Source organism: Janthinobacterium sp. TND4EL3 (assembly GCF_900156175.1).
Classification (GTDB): domain Bacteria; phylum Pseudomonadota; class Gammaproteobacteria; order Burkholderiales; family Burkholderiaceae_D; genus Janthinobacterium.
The window spans coordinates 340,047-362,334 of the sequence record NZ_FTMV01000001.1 but is presented as its reverse complement, the minus strand read 5'-3'; the positions used below and the strand labels follow the sequence as shown (position 1 = coordinate 362,334).

Annotated in this window: 25 protein-coding genes and 1 tRNA gene; 9 read left to right on the top strand and 17 right to left on the bottom strand. The window is 64.6% G+C overall.

Annotated features, from left to right (window positions below):
* Positions 1-14 precede the first annotated feature (14 nt).
* From BXA07_RS01655 to mscL, 4 genes are read right to left on the bottom strand one after another with little or no spacing between them, the layout of a single operon-like run.
* Positions 15-359, bottom strand: coding sequence for a cupin domain-containing protein (locus BXA07_RS01655; protein WP_244556147.1), 345 nt, complete (start codon positions 357-359; stop codon positions 15-17).
* Positions 360-374: 15 nt separating this feature from the next.
* Complete coding sequence (locus BXA07_RS01650; RefSeq protein ID WP_076565029.1) at positions 375-1,067, bottom strand: DUF2461 domain-containing protein; 693 nt, start codon at positions 1,065-1,067, stop codon at positions 375-377.
* Positions 1,068-1,088: 21 nt separating this feature from the next.
* Positions 1,089-2,249: a Do family serine endopeptidase gene (locus tag BXA07_RS01645; RefSeq protein ID WP_076565027.1), complete on the bottom strand. Its 1,161-nt coding sequence runs from the start codon at positions 2,247-2,249 to the stop codon at positions 1,089-1,091.
* Positions 2,250-2,290: 41 nt separating this feature from the next.
* The gene (gene mscL / locus BXA07_RS01640) at positions 2,291-2,740 is read right to left on the bottom strand and encodes a large conductance mechanosensitive channel protein MscL (RefSeq protein ID WP_076565025.1); all 450 of its coding nucleotides are present in this window, start codon (positions 2,738-2,740) and stop codon (positions 2,291-2,293) included.
* A gap of 412 nt (positions 2,741-3,152) precedes the next feature.
* On the opposite strand from mscL, the gene petA reads away from it, so the two are divergent.
* From petA to BXA07_RS01605, 7 genes are all read left to right on the top strand, one after another.
* A complete protein-coding gene (gene petA, locus BXA07_RS01635) occupies positions 3,153-3,761 on the top strand; it encodes a ubiquinol-cytochrome c reductase iron-sulfur subunit (protein WP_076565024.1) in 609 nt (202 codons plus the stop codon).
* Positions 3,762-3,763: 2 nt separating this feature from the next.
* The gene (locus BXA07_RS01630) at positions 3,764-5,176 is read left to right on the top strand and encodes a cytochrome b (protein ID WP_076565022.1); all 1,413 of its coding nucleotides are present in this window, start codon (positions 3,764-3,766) and stop codon (positions 5,174-5,176) included.
* Positions 5,177-5,212: 36 nt separating this feature from the next.
* A complete protein-coding gene (locus BXA07_RS01625) occupies positions 5,213-5,977 on the top strand; it encodes a cytochrome c1 (protein ID WP_076565021.1) in 765 nt (254 codons plus the stop codon).
* A gap of 120 nt (positions 5,978-6,097) precedes the next feature.
* The gene (locus BXA07_RS01620; protein ID WP_010394154.1) at positions 6,098-6,709 is read left to right on the top strand and encodes a glutathione S-transferase N-terminal domain-containing protein; all 612 of its coding nucleotides are present in this window, start codon (positions 6,098-6,100) and stop codon (positions 6,707-6,709) included.
* 198 nt (positions 6,710-6,907) lie between these two features.
* Entirely contained in the window at positions 6,908-7,420 is a 513-nt protein-coding gene (locus tag BXA07_RS01615) for a ClpXP protease specificity-enhancing factor (RefSeq protein WP_076565020.1), read from the top strand.
* Between the two features lie 26 nt (positions 7,421-7,446).
* A tRNA-Thr gene (locus BXA07_RS01610) sits at positions 7,447-7,522 on the top strand.
* A 191-nt stretch (positions 7,523-7,713) separates the two neighbouring features.
* Positions 7,714-7,920 (top strand): dodecin, encoded by a 207-nt coding sequence (locus BXA07_RS01605; RefSeq protein WP_034753599.1) that lies wholly within the window; start codon positions 7,714-7,716, stop codon positions 7,918-7,920.
* Positions 7,921-7,947: 27 nt separating this feature from the next.
* Here the strand turns inward: BXA07_RS01605 and BXA07_RS01600 are convergent, their stop codons facing one another.
* Positions 7,948-8,259 carry a hypothetical protein gene (locus tag BXA07_RS01600; RefSeq protein WP_076565018.1) on the bottom strand — a complete coding sequence of 104 codons (312 nt, stop codon included), beginning with the start codon at positions 8,257-8,259 and terminating at the stop codon, positions 7,948-7,950.
* Positions 8,260-8,420: 161 nt separating this feature from the next.
* Here BXA07_RS01600 and BXA07_RS01595 point away from each other — a divergent pair, with 161 nt between their 5' ends.
* Both BXA07_RS01595 and BXA07_RS01590 read left to right on the top strand, forming a co-directional pair.
* Positions 8,421-8,795: a hypothetical protein gene (locus tag BXA07_RS01595; protein ID WP_076565017.1), complete on the top strand. Its 375-nt coding sequence runs from the start codon at positions 8,421-8,423 to the stop codon at positions 8,793-8,795.
* A 199-nt stretch (positions 8,796-8,994) separates the two neighbouring features.
* Positions 8,995-9,987 (top strand): EDSAP-1 family PEP-CTERM protein, encoded by a 993-nt coding sequence (locus BXA07_RS01590; RefSeq protein WP_170909589.1) that lies wholly within the window; start codon positions 8,995-8,997, stop codon positions 9,985-9,987.
* Positions 9,988-10,059: 72 nt separating this feature from the next.
* Here BXA07_RS01590 and BXA07_RS01585 read toward each other — a convergent pair whose 3' ends face one another.
* The 12 genes from BXA07_RS01585 to BXA07_RS01530 are packed head-to-tail and all read right to left on the bottom strand — an operon-like array spanning position 10,060 to position 22,224.
* Entirely contained in the window at positions 10,060-11,124 is a 1,065-nt protein-coding gene (locus BXA07_RS01585; RefSeq protein WP_076565014.1) for a LytR C-terminal domain-containing protein, read from the bottom strand.
* A gap of 11 nt (positions 11,125-11,135) precedes the next feature.
* Positions 11,136-12,074: a type II secretion system F family protein gene (locus tag BXA07_RS01580; RefSeq protein ID WP_076565012.1), complete on the bottom strand. Its 939-nt coding sequence runs from the start codon at positions 12,072-12,074 to the stop codon at positions 11,136-11,138.
* Between the two features lie 13 nt (positions 12,075-12,087).
* Positions 12,088-13,065 (bottom strand): type II secretion system F family protein, encoded by a 978-nt coding sequence (locus tag BXA07_RS01575; protein WP_076565010.1) that lies wholly within the window; start codon positions 13,063-13,065, stop codon positions 12,088-12,090.
* An 11-nt stretch (positions 13,066-13,076) separates the two neighbouring features.
* Positions 13,077-14,423, bottom strand: coding sequence for a TadA family conjugal transfer-associated ATPase (locus BXA07_RS01570; protein WP_139335397.1), 1,347 nt, complete (start codon positions 14,421-14,423; stop codon positions 13,077-13,079).
* A 50-nt stretch (positions 14,424-14,473) separates the two neighbouring features.
* A complete protein-coding gene (locus BXA07_RS01565; RefSeq protein WP_076565007.1) occupies positions 14,474-15,643 on the bottom strand; it encodes a CpaE/TadZ family protein in 1,170 nt (389 codons plus the stop codon).
* Positions 15,644-15,698: 55 nt separating this feature from the next.
* Positions 15,699-16,307: a TadE/TadG family type IV pilus assembly protein gene (locus BXA07_RS01560; protein ID WP_076565006.1), complete on the bottom strand. Its 609-nt coding sequence runs from the start codon at positions 16,305-16,307 to the stop codon at positions 15,699-15,701.
* Entirely contained in the window at positions 16,297-16,779 is a 483-nt protein-coding gene (locus BXA07_RS01555) for a TadE/TadG family type IV pilus assembly protein (RefSeq protein ID WP_076565004.1), read from the bottom strand. Before BXA07_RS01555 ends, BXA07_RS01560 begins: the two co-directional genes overlap by 11 nt.
* Positions 16,776-18,203 carry a pilus assembly protein TadG-related protein gene (locus BXA07_RS01550; protein ID WP_076565003.1) on the bottom strand — a complete coding sequence of 476 codons (1,428 nt, stop codon included), beginning with the start codon at positions 18,201-18,203 and terminating at the stop codon, positions 16,776-16,778. The genes BXA07_RS01555 and BXA07_RS01550 overlap by 4 nt, the downstream gene beginning before the upstream one ends.
* Positions 18,193-18,519 (bottom strand): hypothetical protein, encoded by a 327-nt coding sequence (locus BXA07_RS01545; protein WP_083707988.1) that lies wholly within the window; start codon positions 18,517-18,519, stop codon positions 18,193-18,195. Before BXA07_RS01545 ends, BXA07_RS01550 begins: the two co-directional genes overlap by 11 nt.
* Before the next feature lie 16 nt (positions 18,520-18,535).
* On the bottom strand, positions 18,536-19,975 hold the full coding sequence (locus tag BXA07_RS01540; protein ID WP_076565001.1) for a type II and III secretion system protein family protein: 1,440 nt from the start codon (positions 19,973-19,975) through the stop codon (positions 18,536-18,538).
* A gap of 18 nt (positions 19,976-19,993) precedes the next feature.
* Positions 19,994-20,854 carry a Flp pilus assembly protein CpaB gene (cpaB, locus tag BXA07_RS01535; RefSeq protein ID WP_076565000.1) on the bottom strand — a complete coding sequence of 287 codons (861 nt, stop codon included), beginning with the start codon at positions 20,852-20,854 and terminating at the stop codon, positions 19,994-19,996.
* On the bottom strand, positions 20,851-22,224 hold the full coding sequence (locus tag BXA07_RS01530) for an ATPase (RefSeq protein WP_076564998.1): 1,374 nt from the start codon (positions 22,222-22,224) through the stop codon (positions 20,851-20,853). The genes cpaB and BXA07_RS01530 overlap by 4 nt, the downstream gene beginning before the upstream one ends.
* Between the last annotated feature and the right edge of the window lie 64 nt (positions 22,225-22,288).

Sequence of the window (22,288 nt, the reverse complement as noted above, 5' to 3'; positions counted from 1 at the left end):
CGGCGAACGGCGCGTCAGCGCCCCGCCTTGGCCATCAAAATCGTCAGCAACACCAGGCTGTCTTCACGCGCTTCCAGCGCGTGCGCCTGGCCGCCGAGCAGGTACAGCATCTGCCCCGGCCCCAGCACGCGCTCGCTGCCGTGCGCCGTCACCGCCACTTGCCCTTGCAGGCATAGCAGGGTGATTTCACCGAGGACATGATGCTCGGGCATGGTCTTGCCCTTGGGCATGCACATGCGGATCAATTCCAGTTCGTCCGTCCTGGCCAGCGCAATGGCGGAAAACTGCGACAGGTCGTCGCCTTCCCCGCGCTGCACGTCGATCACTTGCCCTGAAGTTGCGTGCTGCAGTGCCATCATGTGCTCCTTTCGCCATTACTCGCTGTCTTCCTCCGGCTCTGTCGCGCCGCGCATCCACTCGACCAGCGGCCACGCATCCTTCAAGCCTTCTGCCAGGGTCGACAGCAATTTTTCCGGTTCGTTCACGGGCAGCGGCACTTCAGTCCAGACAAAGAAGCTTTTCAGCTTGATGAATTCGATATGTTCGGCATCCGCATCGAAGCCCTTGGGCGGACGCTGCAATTTGCCTTCATTCTGGATCGTGCCATAACGGGCCTTCAAACGCTTATTTTTCAGCACCTTGGAAAAGCCCGGCGCGTCGTCGACCATGTGCTCGCGCAGCGCCTTCAGGCGCCCGGGCGGCGGCATGTATTCGCCGGCGCCGAACAGCAGGTTGCCCTGGCCATCGATCTGCAGATAATACGTGGGGCCGCCCGCCTTGCTGGGACGGCGCATGTCGTTCGGCGCGATGGCGGCGGAAAAACGCGTCTTATAGGGACTCTTGTCGTGCGCAAAGCGCACGTCGCGGTTGATGCGGAACAAGGCCTTCTTCGGATTGCAATACTTCACGGCCGGGTCAAACTTGCCGAGTTCGCCAATGAGCGACGTCACCAGCGCGAGAAACTCCTCGCGCAGGATGTCGTAGCGGGGCTTGTTCATGACAAACCAGGGACGGTTGTTGTTGTCGCTCAGTTCACGTAAAAATTGGGTCAAATCACGCACATGCATGTGTCAGCTTCCGATCAGCAACTATTTGGAAAGCCCTTTCGGGATGGGGCGCTTGCCCACCACCACGTCGAGCGCCGCTTCGCGATTCTTGCGCAGCACCGTCATTCTAGCTTTTCCGCCGGGCGGCAGTTGGGCGATCAGGTTCAGCATTTCCGTCGTGTCGCCGACGGGCTTGCCTTCCACCGTCAAGAGTATGTCGCCGGGCACGATGCCTGCCTTGTCGGCCGGGCCATTGCGCACCACGCCGGCAATCATGGCGCCGCTCGAGCGCTGCAGGCTGAAGCTGTCCGCCAGTTCCGGCGTGATGTCCTGCGTTTCCACGCCGATCCAGCCGCGCACCACGTGGCCATCCTTGATGATGGCTTCCATCACGGTTTTTGCCGTCGAGACGGGAATGGCGAAGCCGATGCCGACGGAACCGCCGCTTTGCGAGTAGATCGCCGTATTGATACCGATCAAATTGCCGCGCGTATCGACGAGGGCGCCACCCGAATTGCCAAAATTAATGGCCGCATCCGTCTGGATGAAGTTTTCAAAGCTGTTGATGTGCAGATTGTTGCGTCCCAGCGCGGAGATGATGCCCATGGTCACCGTCTGGCCCACGCCGAAGGGGTTGCCGATGGCCAGCACCACGTCGCCCACGCGTGCCTGCTCCGACTGGCCCAGCACGATGGAGGGCAATTTGTCGAGCTTGATCTTGATCACGGCCAGGTCCGTCTCCGGGTCCAGGCCGACGATCTTGGCGGGCGCCTTGCGGCCATCCGTGAGCACCACTTCGATTTCGTCGGCCCCTTCGACGACGTGGTTGTTGGTCAGCACATAGCCTTCATGGCTGACGATGACGCCCGAGCCCAGGCTGTTTTTCAAGTCTTCGTCATCCTCGCCGTCCGGGTCGCGGTCGCCGAAGAAACGTTTAAAGAAGGGATCGCGCGCCAGCGGATGGGCGCCGCGCTTGGGCACTTGCAAGGTGAGGATGTTGACGACGGCGGGCATGGCGCGCGCCGCCGCGTCGCGGTAGGAACCGGGCGCCAGGCTGCTCGACGCCGTTTCCACCACGGGCACCGGCTTGGCGGGAGAGCCCAGCTGCTGCACCCGGCTGGCCGGGCGCAGCGCGCCGTACACAAAGTACAGCGCCAACGCGATCGTCACGGTTTGCGCAAACAATAACCAGAATCGTCGCATACAGTTCTCTGCCCAGGTCAGCCGGCCGGTGCCGGAACGGCTTATTTTGCCAGATTGTTGCTGTTGCGTGCGTTCTGCTGCAGGGAGTCGCGGATTTCACGCAGCAGCACGATGTCTTCCGGCGTGGCCGGCGCCGGCGCCGGCGCAACCGGCTCGCTGCGGCGGGCCTTGTTCATCAGGCGCACCATCTGGAAGATGATGAAGGCGAGAATGATGAAATTGAGCAAAATGGTCAGGAAGTTACCGTAGGCCAGCACGGCGCCCGCCTTTTTCGCTTCCACCAGGGTCATCGTCGTCGCCTGGCCATTCAGGGGCAGGTAGTAATTGGCGAAATCGAGGCCGCCGAAAATGCGGCCGATGGGCGGCATGATGACGTCTTGCACGAGAGAATCGACAATCTTGCCGAAGGCGCCACCGATAATGACACCGACCGCCAGATCGACGACGTTGCCCTTCATTGCAAATTCTTTAAATTCTTGCATCATTGCCATGAATTTCTCCTTCGGATATGTATAAAAAACATGCCGATCATACTATTGATTCCCAGTGCCACCAACTTGTGGTTGTCGGCTGGACCAATTCGGGCACAGTACGACGCATCTAGTTCGAAAGAACTAGCCACCTCCTGCAAAAGTATATAAATTATGGTACAAGCAACGTTTTTGTTTTATTCGTTGTTTGCTTCACTTATAATTTGCGGTTGCCAGAAGTGGCTTTTTTGCTTCCGGATAATCAACAAGAAACTGGCACGGGCTGCGCCATAGTCCGAAGTTCCGCAGGGATGTTGCCACTTTACCGTACAAAGATGCGGATTGCGGCAAACGATGGAAAGAGCTTCGGCGACGGGTTTTTCGCGGCTGCCACTCATAATAAAGATTCGCATTTTGACTGATTGGGGTTTGCATGAGTAACGAAAAGCAGGTCGATTCAGGCCGTCGCGGCTTGCTCGTCGCCACGTGCGCGGCGGGCAGTGTAGTTGGATTGGCAACCGCGGGAGCCTTGGTAAGCACCTTCCAGCCGTCGGAGCGCGCGAAAGCGGCTGGCGCGCCGGTCGAAGTAGACATCACCACCTTGCAACCCGGCGAAATGCGCACCGTCGAATGGCGCGGCAAGCCGGTCTGGATCCTGAAGCGCACCCCGGAAATGGTCGCGTCGCTGAAAAAAACCGACGGCAAGGTCGCCGATGCCAATTCGAAACGCAACCCCGCCGAGTTCACTCCCGAGTACTGCATGAACGAATGGCGCTCGATCAAGCCTGAAATTCTCGTCGCCGTCGGCATCTGCACCCACCTCGGCTGCTCCCCTTCCTCGAAATTTACCCCCGGCCCGCAACCGTCGCTGCCCGATGACTGGGAAGGCGGCTTCCTGTGCCCTTGCCACGGCTCCACCTTCGACATGGCCGGCCGCGTGTTCAAGAACAAGCCGGCGCCGGACAACCTGCAAGTGCCGCGCCACATGTACGTGAGCGACACCAAACTGGTCATTGGTAAAGACGAGAAAGGCGAGGCTTGATCATGGCTGCTTTCAAAGAAACGAAATTCCCGGCAGACGCCCCCGTCGCCGAAAAAGCGCTGGGCTGGGTCGATGACCGCTTTCCCCTGACCAAGCTGTGGAACGACCAATGGGGCAAGTACTACGCCCCGAAAAACTTCAACTTCTGGTACATCTTCGGCTCGCTGGCCATGCTGGTGCTGGTCTTGCAGATCGTCACCGGCATCTTCCTGACCATGCACTACAAACCGGATGCGGCCCTGGCCTTCAATTCCGTCGAGTACATCATGCGCGAAGTGCCGTGGGGCTGGCTGGTACGCTACATGCACTCGACGGGCGCCTCGGCCTTCTTCATCATCGTCTACCTGCACATGACGCGCGGCCTGCTGTACGGCTCCTACCGCAAGCCACGTGAACTGATCTGGCTGTTCGGTTTCGCCATCTTCCTGTGCCTGATGGCCGAAGCGTTCTTCGGCTACCTGTTGCCATGGGGCCAGATGTCGTACTGGGGCGCACAAGTGATCGTCAACCTGTTCGGCGCCATCCCCTTCATCGGCCCTGACCTGTCGCTGTGGATCCGCGGCGACTACGTCGTCTCCGACGCGACCCTGAACCGCTTCTTCGCCTTCCACGTGATCGCCATCCCGCTGGTACTGCTGGGCTTGGTTGCAGCGCACTTGATCGCCCTGCATGAAGTCGGCTCCAGCAACCCGGACGGCATCGAAGTGAAGGAAAACCTGGGCGCCGATGGCCACCCGGTCGATTCGATCCCTTCGCATCCGTACTACACCGTGCACGACCTGTTCGGCGTCTCGATCTTCCTCGTCATTTTCAGCGCCGTCGTCTTCTTCGCGCCGGAAATGGGTGGTTATTTCCTGGAATACAACAACTTCCTGCCAGGCGATTCCCTGAAGACCCCGCTGCACATCGCGCCAACGTGGTACTTCACGCCGTTCTACTCGGTGCTGCGCGCCACCACGGCCGACTTCATGTACGTGCTGATGGGCGCCGTGGCCGCGTATGTCGTGTTCATCTGGCTCAAGTCGCGCCTGTCGACGACCGTCAAGTCCGCCATCGCCGGCATCGCACTGGTTGCCATCATCGGCATGCTGCCGCAGGTGCTGGACGCGAAATTCTGGGGCGTGGTGTTCTTCGGCGGTTCCGTCGTGATCCTGGCCTTCCTGCCATGGCTCGACCATTCGCCCGTGAAATCGATACGCTACCGTCCGCATTGGCACAAATACATCTATGCCATCTTCGGCCTGTCGTTCCTGATCCTGGGCTACCTCGGTACCCAGGCGCCAACGGACGCCAAAACCATCGTGTCGCAAGTGTGCACCCTGATTTACTTCAGCTTTTTCCTGCTGATGCCATGGTGGAGTGCAATGGGCAAGTTCAAGACCGTGCCGTCGCGTGTGACGTTTCACCCGCACTAAGCCGCTCTCACGCCACGCTCAAAGGACATACATCATATGAAGATTGCAAAAAAACTGCTCGCCATCCTGGCCTTCGTGCCCGCCATGGCTCTCGCCAGCGAAGGCGGCTTTCCGCTGGACAAGGCGCCTGACCGCCAGACCAACATGGCAGCGCTGCAACATGGCGCCAAATTGTTCGTCAATTATTGCCTCAATTGCCACGCCGCCGTGTCGATGCGCTACAACCGCCTGAAAGACCTGGGCTTGTCGGAAGACCAGATCAAGAAGAATCTGTTGTTCTCCGGCGAAAAAGTGGGCGACCTGATGACGACTTCCCTGGCGCCGCAGGACGCCAAGGCCTTCTTCGGCGTCGTACCGCCTGATTTGTCGGTAATTTCGCGCGCAAAATCATCTTCCGCTGGCACTGGCGGCGACTACCTGTATACTTACCTGCGTACGTTCTATAAAGACGACACTCGTCCGACCGGCTGGAACAATATGGTCGTGCCGAATGTTGCCATGCCGCATGTGTTATGGGAATTGCAAGGTATCCAGACTGCCAAGTTCGTGGAAGAGAATGATCCGCACGAAGCGGGCAAGAAAATCCACAAATTTGTCGGCTTCGAGCAAGTCAAGCCAGGCACGTTGAACAAGATCGAGTATGACACTGCGGTAGCCGACCTGGTCGGCTACATGGAGTGGATGGCCGAACCGGCACAGCAAACACGCAAGCGCCTGGGCGTTTGGGTGCTGCTGTTCCTGTCGGCTTTTGCTCTGCTGGCATGGCGCCTGAATGCGTCGTTCTGGAAAGAAGTCAAATAAGTGAGGCGCCGGCCGAAGGCCGGTTTATGCCTGTTTCTGCGTTGTCCGCATGAGTGGACAAGCGACCTGGGGTGAGCCGTTCGCGGCTTCACCCCCTTTGTTTCTAAGGAACTATAAAAAATGATGGTTCTCTATTCGGGTACAACCTGCCCATTTTCGCAACGCTGCCGCCTGGTCCTGTTTGAAAAAGGCATGGACTTCGAAGTGCGCGACGTCGACCTGTTCAACAAGCCGGAAGACATTTCGACCATGAACCCGTACGGCCAGGTACCTATCCTGGTCGAACGCGAACTGATCTTGTATGAATCGAACATCATCAACGAGTACATCGATGAGCGCTTCCCGCATCCGCAACTGATGCCGGCCGATCCGCTGATGCGTGCCCGCGCGCGCCTGATGCTGTTCAATTTCGAAAAAGAACTGTTCGTGCACGTGCACGTGCTGGAAAGCGAACGCGCCAAGAGCAACGACAAGGCCCACGACAAGGCACGCGCGGAAATCCGCGACCGCCTGACGACCCTGGCGCCGCTGTTCCTGAAAAACAAGTACATGCTGGGCGACGAATTCTCGATGCTCGACGTGGCTGTCGCGCCGCTGCTGTGGCGCCTGGACCACTACGGCATCGAACTGTCGAAGACGGCTGCACCGCTGATGAAATACGCCGAACGCATCTTCTCGCGTCCTGCCTACATCGAAGCGCTGACGCCATCCGAGAAAGTCATGCGCCGCTAAAAGATATCCCCATGAAGCTGCTGCGCAGCCCGCTCTCGACTTGGCGTTACTCAAGCCGCTATCGGGCTTGCTCGCGACGCTTTGTGGGGTATCTTGGGCCACGTGTTAAAGTTGTTTTTTGCGCTGTCCCAGTCTTTTGAACTACCGGTGCGCCCGCCTCATGCTGACGGGGGGCGCTCCCGCCTCACAGTGCCTACCATGTCTGAAATCTCAACCAAACCTTATATGCTGCGCGCCATCTACGAGTGGTGCACCGACAGCGGCTACACGCCTTATCTCGCGGTCAAAGTCGATTCGCGCACCACGGTACCGATGGAATACGTGAAAAAGGGCGAAATCGTGCTCAACATCAGCTTCGGCGCCACCAGCGGCCTGAAGATGGACAACGACGCCATCCGCTTCCACGCCCGCTTTGGCGGCGTTTCGCGCGAAATCTATGTGCCGGTCGACAACGTGATGGCCATCTACGCCAACGAAAACGGCCAGGGCATGGCCTTCGAGCCCGTGCTGGGCAACGATGATCCCGACGCGCAACCGACGGACAGCCCGGCCTCCGCCGACGTCCCGCCGCCCGTGCTCGCCCCTGCCGCCAGCGGTCCCACCCTGTCGTCCGTGCCGACCGGTTCCGCCGAACAACGTGACAACGCCACGCCCGGCGACGACGAGCCACCAAAAAAAGGCGGCCGCCCGACCCTGACACGCATTAAATAGCGTATAATTCGCAACGCGCAGTTTTTGCCGACTTAGCTCATTTGGTAGAGCAGTTGATTTGTAATCATCAGGTGGCCAGTTCGAAACCGGCAGTCGGCACCAGAATTTTAGTAGGAAAGCTAAGGGTTACCAGCTTCGGCTGGTAGCCCTTTTTTCTTTTCTCCCTTCTGCGAACGACTCCCGTGACGCATGCTGCACCGCGCCATGACGGCCAGCACATTTAGGCGCAAGATGGGCGCATGCTTGCAAAAAGCAAACTCTCGCTGTCTGGCTTGCCTACCGGAGGAAACATCATGTCCGCCCACACTTACAAGCTCATCGAACTGGTCGGCACCTCGACCGAAAGCAGCGATCAGGCGATACGCGACGCCATTGCCAAGGCGGCGCTGACGGTCAAGCACATGGACTGGTATGAAGTGACGGAATCGCGCGGCCATATCGTCGACGGCAAGGTGGCGCACTTCCAGGTCACGCTGAAGGTCGGCTTCCGGCTCGAATAAAGTGCTCGAGTAAGGCAGGCGGCGCGCTCAGCGCCGCACGGCTGCTGCCCGGCTCTCCAGCCACTCCCGCCCGCCGCTGTCGAGCGCCGCTTGAATGACCTTTTCCGGCAAGCTGTAGACGGTCGCCCAGCTGGCGCGGCCGTCCTGCGTGTTGGCGGGAAAGCTGTGCGTCTCGATCGGCCAGTGATATTTGCGCTTCAATGCCTTGACGATGGCGGCCAGCGAGACGCGGCCTTGCAGCGGCTCGGCGCCGGACTGGTCGCGGTTCGACAGCAGCACGGCCAGGACCTGGCCGCGGCCCGTGCGTGCGCCGGGGAAGGTGGGGGTTTTGTTTGCCATGGCCTATTCTACCGGGCAATGATGGGGCCAGAGGCGATGTGCCGCACCTTTGATCTGTCGCAAGCGCCGCAGCGGCGTTGCGGCCACGATGGGCACTTCGCCAGGTGTACCGGCGCCCCTCCGGCAGCCTGGGCTTGATACCAGGGGCACAGGAGAACATCATGCACAGCCTGAACATCCACGCCATGCAATGGCAGCCCGTTGCCGATATTTCCGCCGTCCAATCCCTGCAAGCCGATGACCTGGCCTGCTTCCGCGAACTGCGCGACGTGCTGCTGCGCTACGGCGCGCTCGAACGCTTCGGCATTTCCCTGATCCACCGCCATTTCGATATCGCCGACGACGAGGAACTGATGGAGTACACGGACGTCGCGCAGCGTACCCTGACCGTGAAACCTGTCAAGAAAAGCGACATCGACTGGAATCACACGACGATTACCAACTGGAAACTGACCGAAGACGAGGAAGTGGCGCGCATCGGCTGCGGCTGTGCGCGCAATTCGGGCGGCCACCTGGGCTACCACCGCGGCACCTGAGGCCGGCAAGCGGCGTCGGCCTTTCTTACAGTTACCCCCGCCCTGCTCAGTTCGTCTTTCACAAGTGCTTGATTCGACGTGGTTTTTTTGTGTGGCACGCAAGCTGCTTATCACTGTCTACGAGATGAATCCAGGCAAGCTGTCCTGGATCATTCCCCCGGATTTCACCTCCGACAATGACCACGATAATGAGGCTGCGATGAACGTCGATCACACACGAAGCAAGTCCCTGGGCTGGCTGGGCGCACTGGCGGCGGCAAGCCTGCTGGCCAGCGGGCAGGCGCAGGCCGGCGCGTACGGCCTGGCCGTCAATGAATTGAACAATTTCCGCATCACCACCAGCGCCGGCGCGCTGTCGCTGGCCGGCGCCAACCGCAACGCCAGCGACAGCGCCTTCTTTGAAGGCGGCGTGGCTGTCAATCCGCGCGCCGTCAATACGGGCCCGGCCGCCAACGCCGACGTGCTGCAAGTGTGTTCGGGCAGCGGCTGCAGCGGCCTGCCGCAAAATAACTACGCACCGAGCCCCAGTTCCACGCTGGAGTTCGCGCGCGGCGACGCGCATGCCTTCGGCAACATGCTCACGGCCGCCGGCTCCACCGTGAGCGCCGTCGCGGAAGCGCAGCGCAACACGGTGGGCGCCGCCACGGCCACGGCCGGCGACACGCTGACGGGCTCCATCAACCTGACCCTGTCGAGCGCCGGCTTCATCACCTTCAGCTTCATGGGGCGGCGCGACCTGCGCACCAATGTGACGACCATGGGCGACAAGTCGAATGTGTCGATCATGGATATCTTCAATATCTCGTGCAATGCCGCCAGCCCCGCCGGCTGCCTGTCGCATGCGAACGCCGACGGCGTGATCTTCCAGTTCGCCCCCGATGGCGACGCCAGCAATGGCAGCGACGTGAACGGCAACCACGCGGTCGGCAGCCTCGACCCGTTCAGCCTGAACATGACGGCCGGCACCAACGATCCCGCCACCGGACGCACCTTCACGAACGGCTTCGCCATGTTTTCCCTGACGTCGAATTTCGCCCTGCCGGCCGGCAGCTATACGCTGAACTTTTCCAAGTCCACGCGCACCGACATCGTCGTCATCGATCCTCCTGCGGTGCCGGTGCCGGCCACCTTGCTGCTGCTGGGCGCGGGACTGGCCGCCCTGGCCTTCACGCGCCGCCGCCAGCGGCAATAAGCACCGGCAAGGCGATACAAAAAACGCGGCGCCCGCACAGGCGCCGCTTTTTTTTACGCCAGCCGGTGCGTTTCAGCCGAGCCGCGCCAGCGCCTGGCGCGCCAGCTGCAGCTGCTGCAGATAATAGCGGTGCAGGATGGCCGGGTCGCTCAGGTCGCGTCCGAGTATCAGGCGCAGCTCGCAGCCCGGGCAATCGGTAGCCTGGGTCTGCACCTGCGTTCCCAGCTGGCGGGCCAGCCGGCGCGCCGCCTGTTCCTGCGCGGGCCGGTATTCGACGCGCGTGCGCGCCACCTGGAACGAAGCCTCATTGGCCAGGCGCACCACCTGCACGGTACCGCCGGCCAGGCTGCGCGCCAGCGCGGCGGCCAGGCCCGGCACGCCATTGCCATTGAGAATTTCCAGGCGCGGACGCGGCGCGCCAGCCATCACCAGGGGCCGCTCGGGCGCGGCGACAGGCATGCTGTGCACGGCTGCCGGCACGCGCTGCAGGCGGGCCATGCCCTCGCCTTGCGTGATCTCAATGCGCGCCATGGCGGGCGCCTCCTGCGCCGGTGCGGGCGCGGTTACAAGCTGCGGCGCCGCATCGCGCAAGACGGCCAGGTCGCGCCGCAGGTCGTGCTCCTGCAGGCTCTGCGCCTGACGCCGCATCACGGCCGCGCGCTCGTGCTGCCCCAGGCGTTCGAGCACCTGCGCCAAGTGCTGCCAGGCCAGTGCATTGAGCGGATCGAGCAAACACGCCTGTTCCAGCGCCGGCAGGGCTTGCGCGTCGCGCCCGCTCAGAAAATAGGCATGACCGAGATTACTGAACAGATACGCGTGCCGCGGCTGCGGCGGCCCCGCCTCCTGCGTCAGCGCCAGCCAATGGGTGATGGCTGCGTCATGCTCACCGCGCTGCGCGTGCAGCACCGCCAGGCCGTTGCGCGCATTGACATGGCGCGGCGCATGGCGCAGGGCCACTTCATAGGCAGCCTGTGCGGCGGGCAGGTCGCCCCGTTCAAAATGCCCGCGTCCCGCCACGTAGGCGCGATCGGCATCGAAGGGTGCCGCCAGTTGCGGCGCGTGCGCCGTGTGGCTGGCACAGGCGCCCAGGCCCAGACAGGCACAGGCGGCGGCCAGGCGGGAAATCGTCAAGCGCATGACAGCTCCTTTCAGCGGCTGGCCATGGCCGGCACGAGCACGCGATAGACTTCGATCACGGCCGGCCCCATGAGCACCAGCATGAGGGTGGGAAAGACGCAAAAAATCAGCGGGAACAGCAGTTTCAACGCGATCTTCGCCGCCGCTTCCTCGGCCAGCAGGCTGCGCTTGCCGCGCAGGTTTTCCGAATGCACGCGCAGCGAGTCGCCCATGCTGGTGCCGAAGCGCTCCGACTGGATCAGCATGGCGACGAGGGTGTCGACGTCTTCCACGCCGCTGCGCAGGGCCAGGTTGCGCAGCGCCTTTTCCTTGGAAAAGCCGGCGCGCATTTCCATCAGCACCAGCTGCAATTCCTGCGCCAGCACCACGCTCTTGATGTGGATCTCGCCCGACACCTTCACCAGCGCCCGCTCCAGGCTCAGGCCCGCTTCCACGCAGACGGTCAGCAAGTCGAGCGCGTCGGGGATATTTTCAAAGATGTCGCGCTGGCGCCGCTTGGCCGTGCTGGCCAGCACCAGGTTCGGCAGGTAATAGCCGATGGTGGCGCTGACGCACAGCAGCAACAGCAGCACGCTGCGCAGCTGCGCCGCCATGGCGCTGGCCGCATACAGGCCCAGCACGGTGGGAAACAGCAGGGCCAGCACGGTTTTCGCCGCAAAATACAGGGCCGGCGCGCTCGCTTGCCGCCAGCCGGCGTTCATGAAGCGCGTGCGCAGCGGCGAGCGCTCCCAGCCCTCTTCTGGCAGCGACAGCTTGCTGAACGGCTGCGCCACACGCGCCACGCGCTCCACCCAGCCAGCGTCGGCCACCGACTCGCTGGCGGCCGGCGCCATGGAACCGAACAGGCGCTGGCGCAGGGTGCCGGGAAAGAAGATCAGCCATGCCAGCAGGGCCAGCGCCACCACCACGGCGAAGACGATCAACAGGAACAGCAGTTGTGCACCGCTCATGCCACCTCCGGTTTTATATCCTGATACGGATCACATTGCGCATCCAGACGACGCCCAGCGCCACCATGCCGGCCGCGTACCACAGCAGTTTGATGCCGCTGGGGTCCGTCCACAGCAGGCGGATGTATTGCGGGTTGACGAGCGCCATGACGCCTATCATCACCACCGGCATCAGCCCCAGCACCCAGGCCGACATGCGGCCCTCGGCCGACAGCACGCGGACCTGGCCCAGCAGCTTTAGCCGGGCGCGGATGATGCGCGCGATGCTGACCAGCACCTCGGCCAGGTTGCCCCCCGATTCGCGCTGCACCAGCACGGCGATGACAAGATAGCGCAAGTCCGTCAGCGGGATGCGCGCGGCCAGGTTTTGCAGCGCCTCGTTCATCGGCACGCCGTAATTGATCTCCTCGTGCGCCATCTTGAATTCGCCGCTGATCGGCTCATTGAGTTCATCGCCCACCATCTGCAGCACGTTGGAAAACGAGTGCCCGGCGCGCAGCGCGCGGGCCAGGAAATCGGCCGCTTCCGGCAGCTGTGCCTCGATCTTCTGCAGCCGCGCCGCGCGCGCGCGCAGCACCACCATGCACGGCCCGCCGCCCGCCACGCCCAGCAGCAGCAAGGCGCCCGGCAGCGGCATGGGCCAGATGGCCAGCCACAACAGCGCCACCAGCAGCAAGCCGCCCGCGCCGCCCAAAAACTGCGCCACCGACCAGGACAAGCCCGATTGCAGCAGCAGGCGGTCGAGCCGCGCAGCGTGCGGCAGGCGCCGCAGCATCCGGTCCAGGCCGGGCGAACGCGCATAGCGGCGCTGCTTGAGGATGGAAACCCGCTCGCCGCCCGCCTCGCCGCGCGCCGCCATCAGCCGCAAGCGCCGGTTGATGCGCCGCGCCGCGCTGCCGTGCGTGCCCGACCACCACAGCCAGGCGCCTTCCACCATCAGGATGCAGGCGGCGAACAGCAGCACGGCAAAACCGTAGAAGACCAGGTCCATGATCCTTCCCCTTACTCATAAATTCGATCCGGGTCGAACACCGTGTCCGGCACCGGCGCGCCGAACATGCGCAGGCGCTCCGTGAAGCGGGGCCGCACGCCCGTGGCGCAGAAGTGGCCCAGCACCTTGCCGGCGGCATCGACGCCCGTCTGCTCGAAACGGAAGATTTCATGCATGGCGATGATGTCGCCTTCCATGCCCGTCACTTCCTGCAGGCTGACCAGCTTGCGCGCGCCGTCCGTCAGGCGCGACACCTGCATCACCACCGTCACGGCCGAGCAGATCTGCTGGCGCGTGGCGCGCGGCGTCAGGTTCACGTTGGCCATGCCGACCATGTTTTCCAGCCGCGCCAGCGCGTCCCTCGCCGTGTTCGAGTGGATGGTCGCCAGCGATCCCTCATGGCCCGTGTTCATCGCCTGCAGCATGTCGAGCGCCTCGGCGCCGCGCACCTCGCCCAGGATGATGCGGTCGGGCCGCATGCGCAGCGCATTGCGCACCAGCGCCCGCTGCGACACTTCCCCCTTGCCCTCGATGTTCGGCGGGCGCGTTTCCAGGCGCACCACGTGCGGCTGGCGCAGCGCCAGTTCGGCCGCATCCTCGATGGTGACGATGCGCTCGCTGCCGGGAATGAAGCCGGACAGCACGTTGAGCAGGGTCGTCTTGCCGCTGCCCGTGCCGCCCGAGATCAGGATGTTGACCTTGGCCTGCCCCAGCGCCTGCAGCACCTGCACCATGGGCGGCGTCAGGCTCTTGTAGTCGAGCAGGTTGGCGATGCTCAAAGGCTGCACGGCAAAGCGCCGGATCGACAGGATCGGCCCATCGACGGCCAGCGGCGGAATGATGGCGTTCACGCGCGAACCGTCCGGCAGGCGCGCGTCGACCATCGGACTCGATTCGTCGACGCGCCGTCCCACGCGCGAGACGATCTTTTCGATGATCTTCATCAGGTGCGCATTGTCGTGGAAGGTCACGTCCGTCAGCTGCAGCCGCCCGCCCCGCTCCACATACACCTTGTCGCAGGTGTTGACGAGGATATCGGACACGCTGGCGTCGGCCAGCAAGGGTTCCAGCGGGCCAAAGCCCAGCATCTCGTGCTGGATGTCGAGCACCAGGCTATGCCGCTCATGCTGGTTCAGCACGATGCGCTCTTCCTCGATCACGCGCTGCACCAGCAGCGCCAGCTCGTGCTTGAACTGCTCCGCCGTCAGGCGTTTCAGCCGTTCCAGGTCGATACGGTCGAGTATCGTCTGGTGCATGGTTTTTTTCAGTTCCTGGTAGGCGTGCAGCGCCAGCGCGCCTTGTCCGTTGCTGGCGGGGCGCACCGTTTCATTTGCCGCCAGGCGTTCGCGTAAAGTCATCTCGGCTCCCATGATGGCTCCCGGCGGGAGCCTTGACATATGTTTCTGTCCTAAGCCTCGCTGCGGCTGAACAAGCGGTCGAACAGGCCGCGGCTTTCCGTCACGCGGCGCGCCGTCACCAGTTCCACCAGTTCGGCCAGGCTGCGCGCCACCGCGCTGGTGCGCGACAGCTGCAGCAGCGGGATACCCTGATTGACGGAATCGGTGGCGGCGACATAATCGTTGGGCACCGTGTGCACCACTTCCGCGCCCAGCGCCTGCTCCAGGTCCGCCAGGCGCAGGCGCCCACCCTTTTCATAGCGGTTGACGATCAGGCGCAGGCGTTCGCCCGGATAGCCGAGCGAGCGGAAAATGTCGAGCAGGCGCCGGCCATCGCGGATGTCGGGCAGGGCCAGCTGCAGCACCGGATAGATGGCGTCGGCGTTGTCGAGCGCGCGCAGCGACAGCGCATCGATCTGGCGTCCCACGTCGAGCACGATGTAGTCGTAGTGCTGGCGCGCCACGGCCAGGATGCGGTCCATGTGCTCGGGCTGCATGTCGACCTTGTGCGCGGGGTCGTCGGCCGCCGCCAGCACGCCGAAGTTCGGCGTCACGTGCACCAGACACGAGGCAAGGAAGGCGCCGTCCATGCGCGCGATCTGCGCGCAGATGTCGGACAGGGTCATGGCCGGCTTCTGATCCGACACGTACAAAGTGGCGTCGCCGAACTGGCCGTGCAGGTCGATCAGCAGCACTTTGCAGCCGGCCAGGCTGGCCAGCGCGTAGGAAAAATTCGTCGATAGAAAGGTGGCGCCGCTGCCGCCCTTGCACGAGATGAAGGCGAGGACTTTACCGTCGCGCATCTGCGTCACGCCGGCCTGGATATCGACCCGGTCCATCGCTTCGTGGAAGGCCTTGTGCACCAGCGGCAGCTGCAGCACCTCGCGCATGCCGGCGCGCATGGCGCGGATCAGCACATCCTGCTGCTGGCCGCGCGTGAGCAGCATCAGCACGGCCAGCGGATACTGGCGCGCCAGCCGTTCGAGCAGGTCGGCCTCGTCGGCGTCGATGCCGCTGGCGTCGACGATCACCAGCTCGGGCGCTTCGGGCAGCATGCGCTCGACGGCGTCGCGCAGGCCGCTGCGCCGTTCCAGCAGCCGCAGCACGGGCATGCGGGCCGCGCCCTGCGCGGCAATTTCATCGTGCAAGCTGGCGTCGCGGCTAATCATCAAGGCTTTCATCGCACTTCCTCGCTTCTTTCAGGTCTACACAGTCGGCTGCGCCGCCACGCGGCGCTCAGGGACAGGAATTCGGATTGTCCGGATAGCCCAGCGACTCGGCCACCGCCATGGTGGTGCCGCTGGGCAGGCGCACGGCGGCTGCGCCGGCAGGAAACATCACTCCCAGCAGCGGCAGGATGGGCCGGTACGGCACGCTCTCGCAGCGCCCGCCATCGCCGGGCACGCACAGGCGCGCGCGCACGAAACGGATGCAGCTGGCGCCGTTCGGATCGTTCAGGCAATTGATGCGGTTACGCTGCGGACAGCCCGGCATCACCGTCACCGGCACGGCCGCCAGCGCGGCGCCGCCGCCCGACTGCGACAGGTAATCGATGCGCACATACGCGTCGCTGATGCCGCCGCCCAGCGGCAGCACGCCCGGCGCGGCGCGCAGCACGGCTTGCGCGCGCACGGCCTGCAGCGCAGCCGCATTGCTGAAATCGGTGACGGCGGCGCCGCGCGCGGCGCGCCGAGTGATCTCATGCACCATGTTCCATAAATACACGGCGCGCGCCACTTCCAGCAGGGCAAACAGGAACAGAAAGAACAACAGCGCCAGCATGGCGAACTCGACAGCGAAGACGCCGTCCTGGCGTTGCCGGCATGGAGGCAGGTTAATTGACATAGCGCAAGGTCGCATTCGCACGCAAGGGGATGGGCGCCAGCAGCGGCAGCCACTTGCGCGTCAGCTCGGGCAGGAAGATGGTCGGCATGTCCACCCCCACCTTGATGCGCACCTGCAGCGGCGCCGTCGCATAGTTGCCACAGCCATAGGCATCATCGGCATACACGCATTCCACGACGACCTTGCTACTGCTCATGCCTGGCCAGGATTCCAGCATCGCCTGGCGCACCATCTGCCGGGCAAACACGGCGCCCTGCTCCGCCGCATCGGCATTGGCCATCTGCGGCAGCGGCATGGTGGCCATGTAGCGCGCCGCATCGTGCGCGCTTTTCTGCAGGGCCGTGTACACCAGCAGCGCGCGGCCGAACAGCAGCACGAAGGGCAGCAATCCCATAAAAAACAACAGGATCAGCGCCAGCTCGATGGCGGCGACCCCGCCCTGGCGGCGCGCGGCGCGGCAGGCCGGCTTCATTGCAGCAACTCCGCAGGGCCCACCAGCGTGCCCTCGGCCACCAGGCCAGCAAATTCGGCGCTCAGCATGCCGTTGCTGGCCGGCGCCGTCATGAAGAAGCGGCCGATGCCGCGCACCTGGGCCAGCACGTCGCTGCCGGCCGGCACGGGGCAAGCCAGCAAGGGAATATGCAGCAGGCGCCGCTGCGCCACGCCCGTGTTGCCGGTCGGCGCCGTCTGGAAGGCCGGCGTCAGGTACGGCGCCGTGGAAGGATAGCCGGACTTGGCGGCCGGTGCCGCCGGGCTAGCCGGATACAGCTTGGACCAGTCGCTGGTGGCAAACGGCAGATAGCCGCCGGCAGGTGGCACGCTGCTGTACTTGACCGCCCTGGCAAACGACCACAGCGGGCCATAACTGCCGACTGCGGGCGGTGTCGCGTTCGACTCCGGATCGGCCACGGACAGCAGCGGATTGCCGGTGCTCAGGGCACTGGGCGCATCGGGCGTGTTCGTCATCCACCAGTTCGCGGCTGTATTCGGATAGGCGCGGATATTCGTGTCGGGCGGCGCCGTGACGGCATCGCAGCCGCTGCCCGCATGCTGGTTGAAGCGGGCGTTGAAGGCTGTCCACAAGGTGGCGGGAAACGGCCGGTGCACGTGCACCTGGGCGCTGCCGATGCGCGGGTACAGCACCGTGCCGCTGCAGACAAACGGCAGTATGGCGGCATCGCTGACCTGCAGCGACGAGCCCAGCACACCCGGCTGGCCCAGCGGATTGAGCACGAAATGCTCGGCCCCCGGGCCGTGCGGATTGAGTTTCAACAGGTTATACGCCACGCCGCGGCGAAAGCCATATTCCAGCAGCTCGACGGCCGGCAGCAGCGCCGCATTCGTGCGCGGACTGGCCGCACTGGACGACAGCGCGCAAATGGCCAGCGGCGTCAGGCGCAAGCTGGTACGGCCCGCCACGGCGCGCGCGCCCGTGTCGAGCGTGCGCAGCGCCGGCGACCAGGCGCCCAGGAAGGCCGTCGCCACCCGCCCCAGCGACGGTGCATTGGCCTGCGTATCGACGCGCACGAACAGCGCCGTGGCGGGATCGGGCACGCTGCCCGCCGCATGCCACGCGCTGGCGGGCGCATCGGGCACGCTGGCGAAGCGGATGCTGGCGTCCGACAGGACAGCGCCTTGCATGCGGCGCCGCCACGCGCTCTTGTCGGCCGCACTGTGCTTGGCTTTGTCCACGGCAGCGAGCAAGCCTTCGGGCGTGCCCACCAGTTCCGCGGCGGCCGCCATCGCCGCGTTGTCGGCCAGGTTCTGCAATTCCGTCTTGCGGCCGATGACTTGCCCCACGTCCAGCGCCAGGCCGATAAAGCCCAGCACCAGGATGAGCAGGATGGAAAAGGCGATCAGCATCGCCCCGCGCTGGCGCCGGCGTCTATTTGCCATTGCCGCCTCCCAGCATGAATTGCACGGGCTGGGGCGCCTGGCCGTTCGGTTCGGCGAACGAGGCGCGGTAGCGCTGCATGACGGCGTGCGCGCTGGGACCGTCGAGCCCGTCGGCCGGCGTGCGATTGCACGCGCTGGCCGGGTCACGCACCTGCTGCGCCATGGCCAGGCGCACGGCGTCGCCGAAACGCCCGTCCAGCCGCGGCGTGCTGCCGTGCGTGCAGGCGGCCAGCAACAGGGCCGGCAGCAGCGCCGGCAGCAGCGCCGGCAGCAGCGCCGGCAGGCGCCGCAACGACATCAGGAGCGAGTTCGGCATGGCGTATCTCCCCGTTTCATTTCAACTCGAAACCGTTGGCCGCGCGCGGCGCCGATGCGGACGGCGGCGCCAGCGGCAAGCTCCCTTCCATCTTGCCGTGCAACATCAAGTCCGTGCGCGAGGGCGGCGCCAGCTGCGCCGTCGGCAGCACGGCATCGGCCGGCAAGGGTTTCACCAGGTGCGCGGTAATGACGAACAGCAATTCCGTGCGGTCGTGCTGGAAATCCGTGCTGCGAAACAGCGCGCCCAGGATCGGCAACTCGCTGAGCCACGGCACGCCCGTGATGTTGCTCACCTGGTTGTTCTTGATCAAGCCGCCGATGGCGTAGCTCTGGCCGTCGTACAGCTGCACCGTGGTCGAGGCGCGCCGCGTGGTGATGACAGGCAAAATCGAGCGTCCGCTGACGCCGGCGGCGGAAATGCCCACGCCTTCGCGCGACAGTTCCGACACTTCCGGCGCCACCTTCAGGTTGATGCGCCCGCCCGCCAGCACGGTGGGCGTGAAACGCAGGCCGACGCCATACTCGCGCTCTTCCAGCGTGATCTTGTTGTTGTCCTGGCCGACGGGAATGAAGATCTTGCCGCCGGCCAAAAAACTGCCCTCCTGCCCGCTGATCGCCATCACCGTCGGCTCGGCCAGGATGCGCACCAGGCCATCCTGTTTCTGCGCCTCGATGGTCAGCTGCTGGCCATTCGACTTGCGCACGTCGAGCAAGCCGTTGGCCGTGCCGCTCAAGAAATTCGACAGCAGGGTGGTGGCCCAGCTGCCGGAGGCGAAGCGCAAGGTGGCGCCCACTTCCAGCCGCTCCAGCAGCGACTTCGACACTTCGGCAATCTGCACGGCCAGCATCACTTGCTGCGGCGCGCTGACGTCGAGCATGTTGATGATGCGGCTGTTCGCGCCGCCCGTGCCGCCCCCCGGTGCCGTGGCCGCCAGCGGCAAGGCGGCGCCATCGGCCGGCTTGGGCAGCGCCAGCGGGTGCGTAGCGCGGCGCACATACGCTTGCGCCAGCTCGACGGCGCGCAGCACGGCGCCCGCATCCTGCACCGTGCCCGACAGCACCAGCGTGTCGGCCACGGCGGTCACGCGGATGGCTTTTTCTTCCGGCATCAAGGCCGCCAGGGTCGCCTGCAGGCCGGCCGGGTCCATGCTGACGCTGACATTCACCACGCTGCACACGCCGCTTCGGCCCTGGATGATCATATTCGTGCTGCCTACGTCGACACCGACCACATATAAAGTGTCGGGCGCCACCAGCATCGCTTGCAGCACGGCCGGATTGCCGACGCTGCGGGCCAGCACGGCCTCGGGCAGGCGCAGCATGCTCGACTTGCCCACTTGCAGCTGCAAGTTGCCGGGGGTCGCCGCTTCGCCGCCGCAGCGGGGGCCAGGATCGGCCGCCGCGCCGGCAAGCGGCAACAGCAGGCAGCACAGTGTCAGCAGGGCGCGGTTCATGAGCGTGTCCATGGTTGGCTAAAAACATTCGCGCGACTGGCGCGTCCCGTCGATGACGCCGCTGCACTGGCGCGGCGCTTCCACTGCCGCCTTCACCACGCGCACCGGATGCCGCACCACGGGTACGGCGGCGGGTGCGGCGGCGGCAGGCGCGGGTTCGGCTTCATGCGGTCCGCCCAGCAGGGTCAGCTTGGTGGCGCCCGCCGTCACGCCCGGCTGCGGGTCGACCTGGTTGCGCAGCACCAGCGACAGGCTGCCCACGCTGCGCGCCAGGTCCAGGTTTTCCGCCTGTTCCGGCGTCACCTCCAGGGTTACGGCATTGACCACGCGCGGCTTGGTCTCGTCGCGTCCCACTTCCTGCGCCACGGCCAGCACGAGTATGCGTTCGAGCACGATCTTGGAAATATTGCGGCTTTGCGGAAACGCCCGGTCGCCCGCATCCTGCTGGGTGCTGACGATGATGTCGACATAGTTGCCCGGCAAGGCGAAGCCGGCCACGCCGATCACATCGTTGACGCGCACGGTGATAGCGCGCCGCCCTTCCGTGATCAGGGCCGACAAGCCGCCCAGCGTGCCCACGGGCGCCAGCTTCGCTTCGCTCAATGGCTCGCCGCGCAGCACGCTCGTCTTCAGTACCCGGCCCGCCAGTTTGGCCGGGTCTTGCAGCGCGCCTTGCGGCAGGCTTTCCGCCGGCCACTCGGCCAGGCGCAGCATGTCCGGCGTCAGGCGCTGGCCCAGGTTGACATCGCTGGCGGCGACGACGATCTTGCCCTTGCCGGCCGGCGTCTGGCGCAGCAGCCAGTGCGAGGCCAGCAGCACGGCCAGCAGACCCAGCACGACAGCCAGGCCCATCATCAGGATGGCGCGCCGGTTCTTCATGCGATGTGCTCGCACAGGCTGGCGGACGGCAGCTCGCAGCTGGCAAACAGGCTGCTCCAGGCCTGCTCCAGGGAGGCGACCGTCAGGCGCGCCTCGCAGCCGGCAAAGCCCGCGAAGTGCGTAATGCGCGCCAGCAACTCGCCGGGATAGCTGGCCAGCAGGGGCCGTCCCTGCGCGCCGTGCAGCTGCTGCAGCAGGTAAGTCAATACCTGCTCGTCATACGCGATGCCCGCCACGCGGCATTGCTGGCGGAACAGGGCACGGTAGGCGCTGTCGGCCAGCGGTCCCACCTGCACCTTGTAGCCTATGCGGCGCAGCAAGGCGGGATCGAACAGCTCGCCCGGCGGCACATTCGTGGCCAGCACGAGGGCATTGTCGAAGGGCATGCTCAGCTTCACGCCGCCAGGCAGGCTCAGCTGGTCGACGCCGCGCGCCAGCGGCTGCATCAGCCGCGTCAGCAGTGCTTGCGCACCGAGGCGCTGGCGGCCCAGGTCGTCGATGATCAGCATGCCATTGTTCGCCCGCACATGGGGCGGCGCCTGGTAGCAGCCGCCGCTGGCGTCAGGCCGCAGCTCCAGCATGTCGGCGTCGAGTTCGGCGCCCACGTGGATCACGGGCCGCTGGCACAGCACCCAACGGATATCCGTGCTGCGCCGCTCCAGCGCCTGGCGCGCATGGCTGACATGCTGCGGCGCCGGCGGCAGGTGCTGCGCCGGATCGTACAATTGAATGATGTCGTGCCCGACGATAATGGCATACGGCACGGCCACCAGGCCGTGCAGCAATTGTCCCAGCTGCAATGCGAGGGTCGACTTGCCGCTGCCGGGCGGGCCGTACAGCAGCAGCGAGCGCCCCGAATACAGGGCCGCGCCCACCACATCGAGCATACCCGGCCCCGCATGGGCGCCGCCGAGCACGGCCGCCAGGTCATCGCTGGCCACACGCTGTTCCTGTGCCTGCCACGACTGGCGCGCCACCATGGCACGATAGGCGTCGAGCGTGACGGGCGCCGCGCCGATGTAGGCACAGCGCTCGAGGAAGGCGCTGGCGCGCTGCTTGCCGGCGCCCGTCAGCTGGTATTGCACGTCGATCTCGGACTCGCCGCGCCAGGCCACTTCCACCATCTGCTCCGCCACCATGAAATCGAGCGCTTCGCGCAAGACATTGATCGACAGGCGCAAGCGCGTGGTCAGCACGGACAGGTGCGTCTTGCCGCTCACAAACATCAGCTTGGCGATCAGCTCGACCACCAGCTGGCGCTCCAGTCCCGTTTCACGCAAGCTCTTCGGCTGCGGCGGCAGGGGCGCCATCAGGTTCGCGTCGGCGGGACGCGGCACACTGTCGGTGGTGGAATAGTCGACCTCGGTCATGCTGCGTCTCCTAGCCGGTTAAGACTGCATTGAACAGATTTCATTCTAGCGAGCGGGGGCGCAC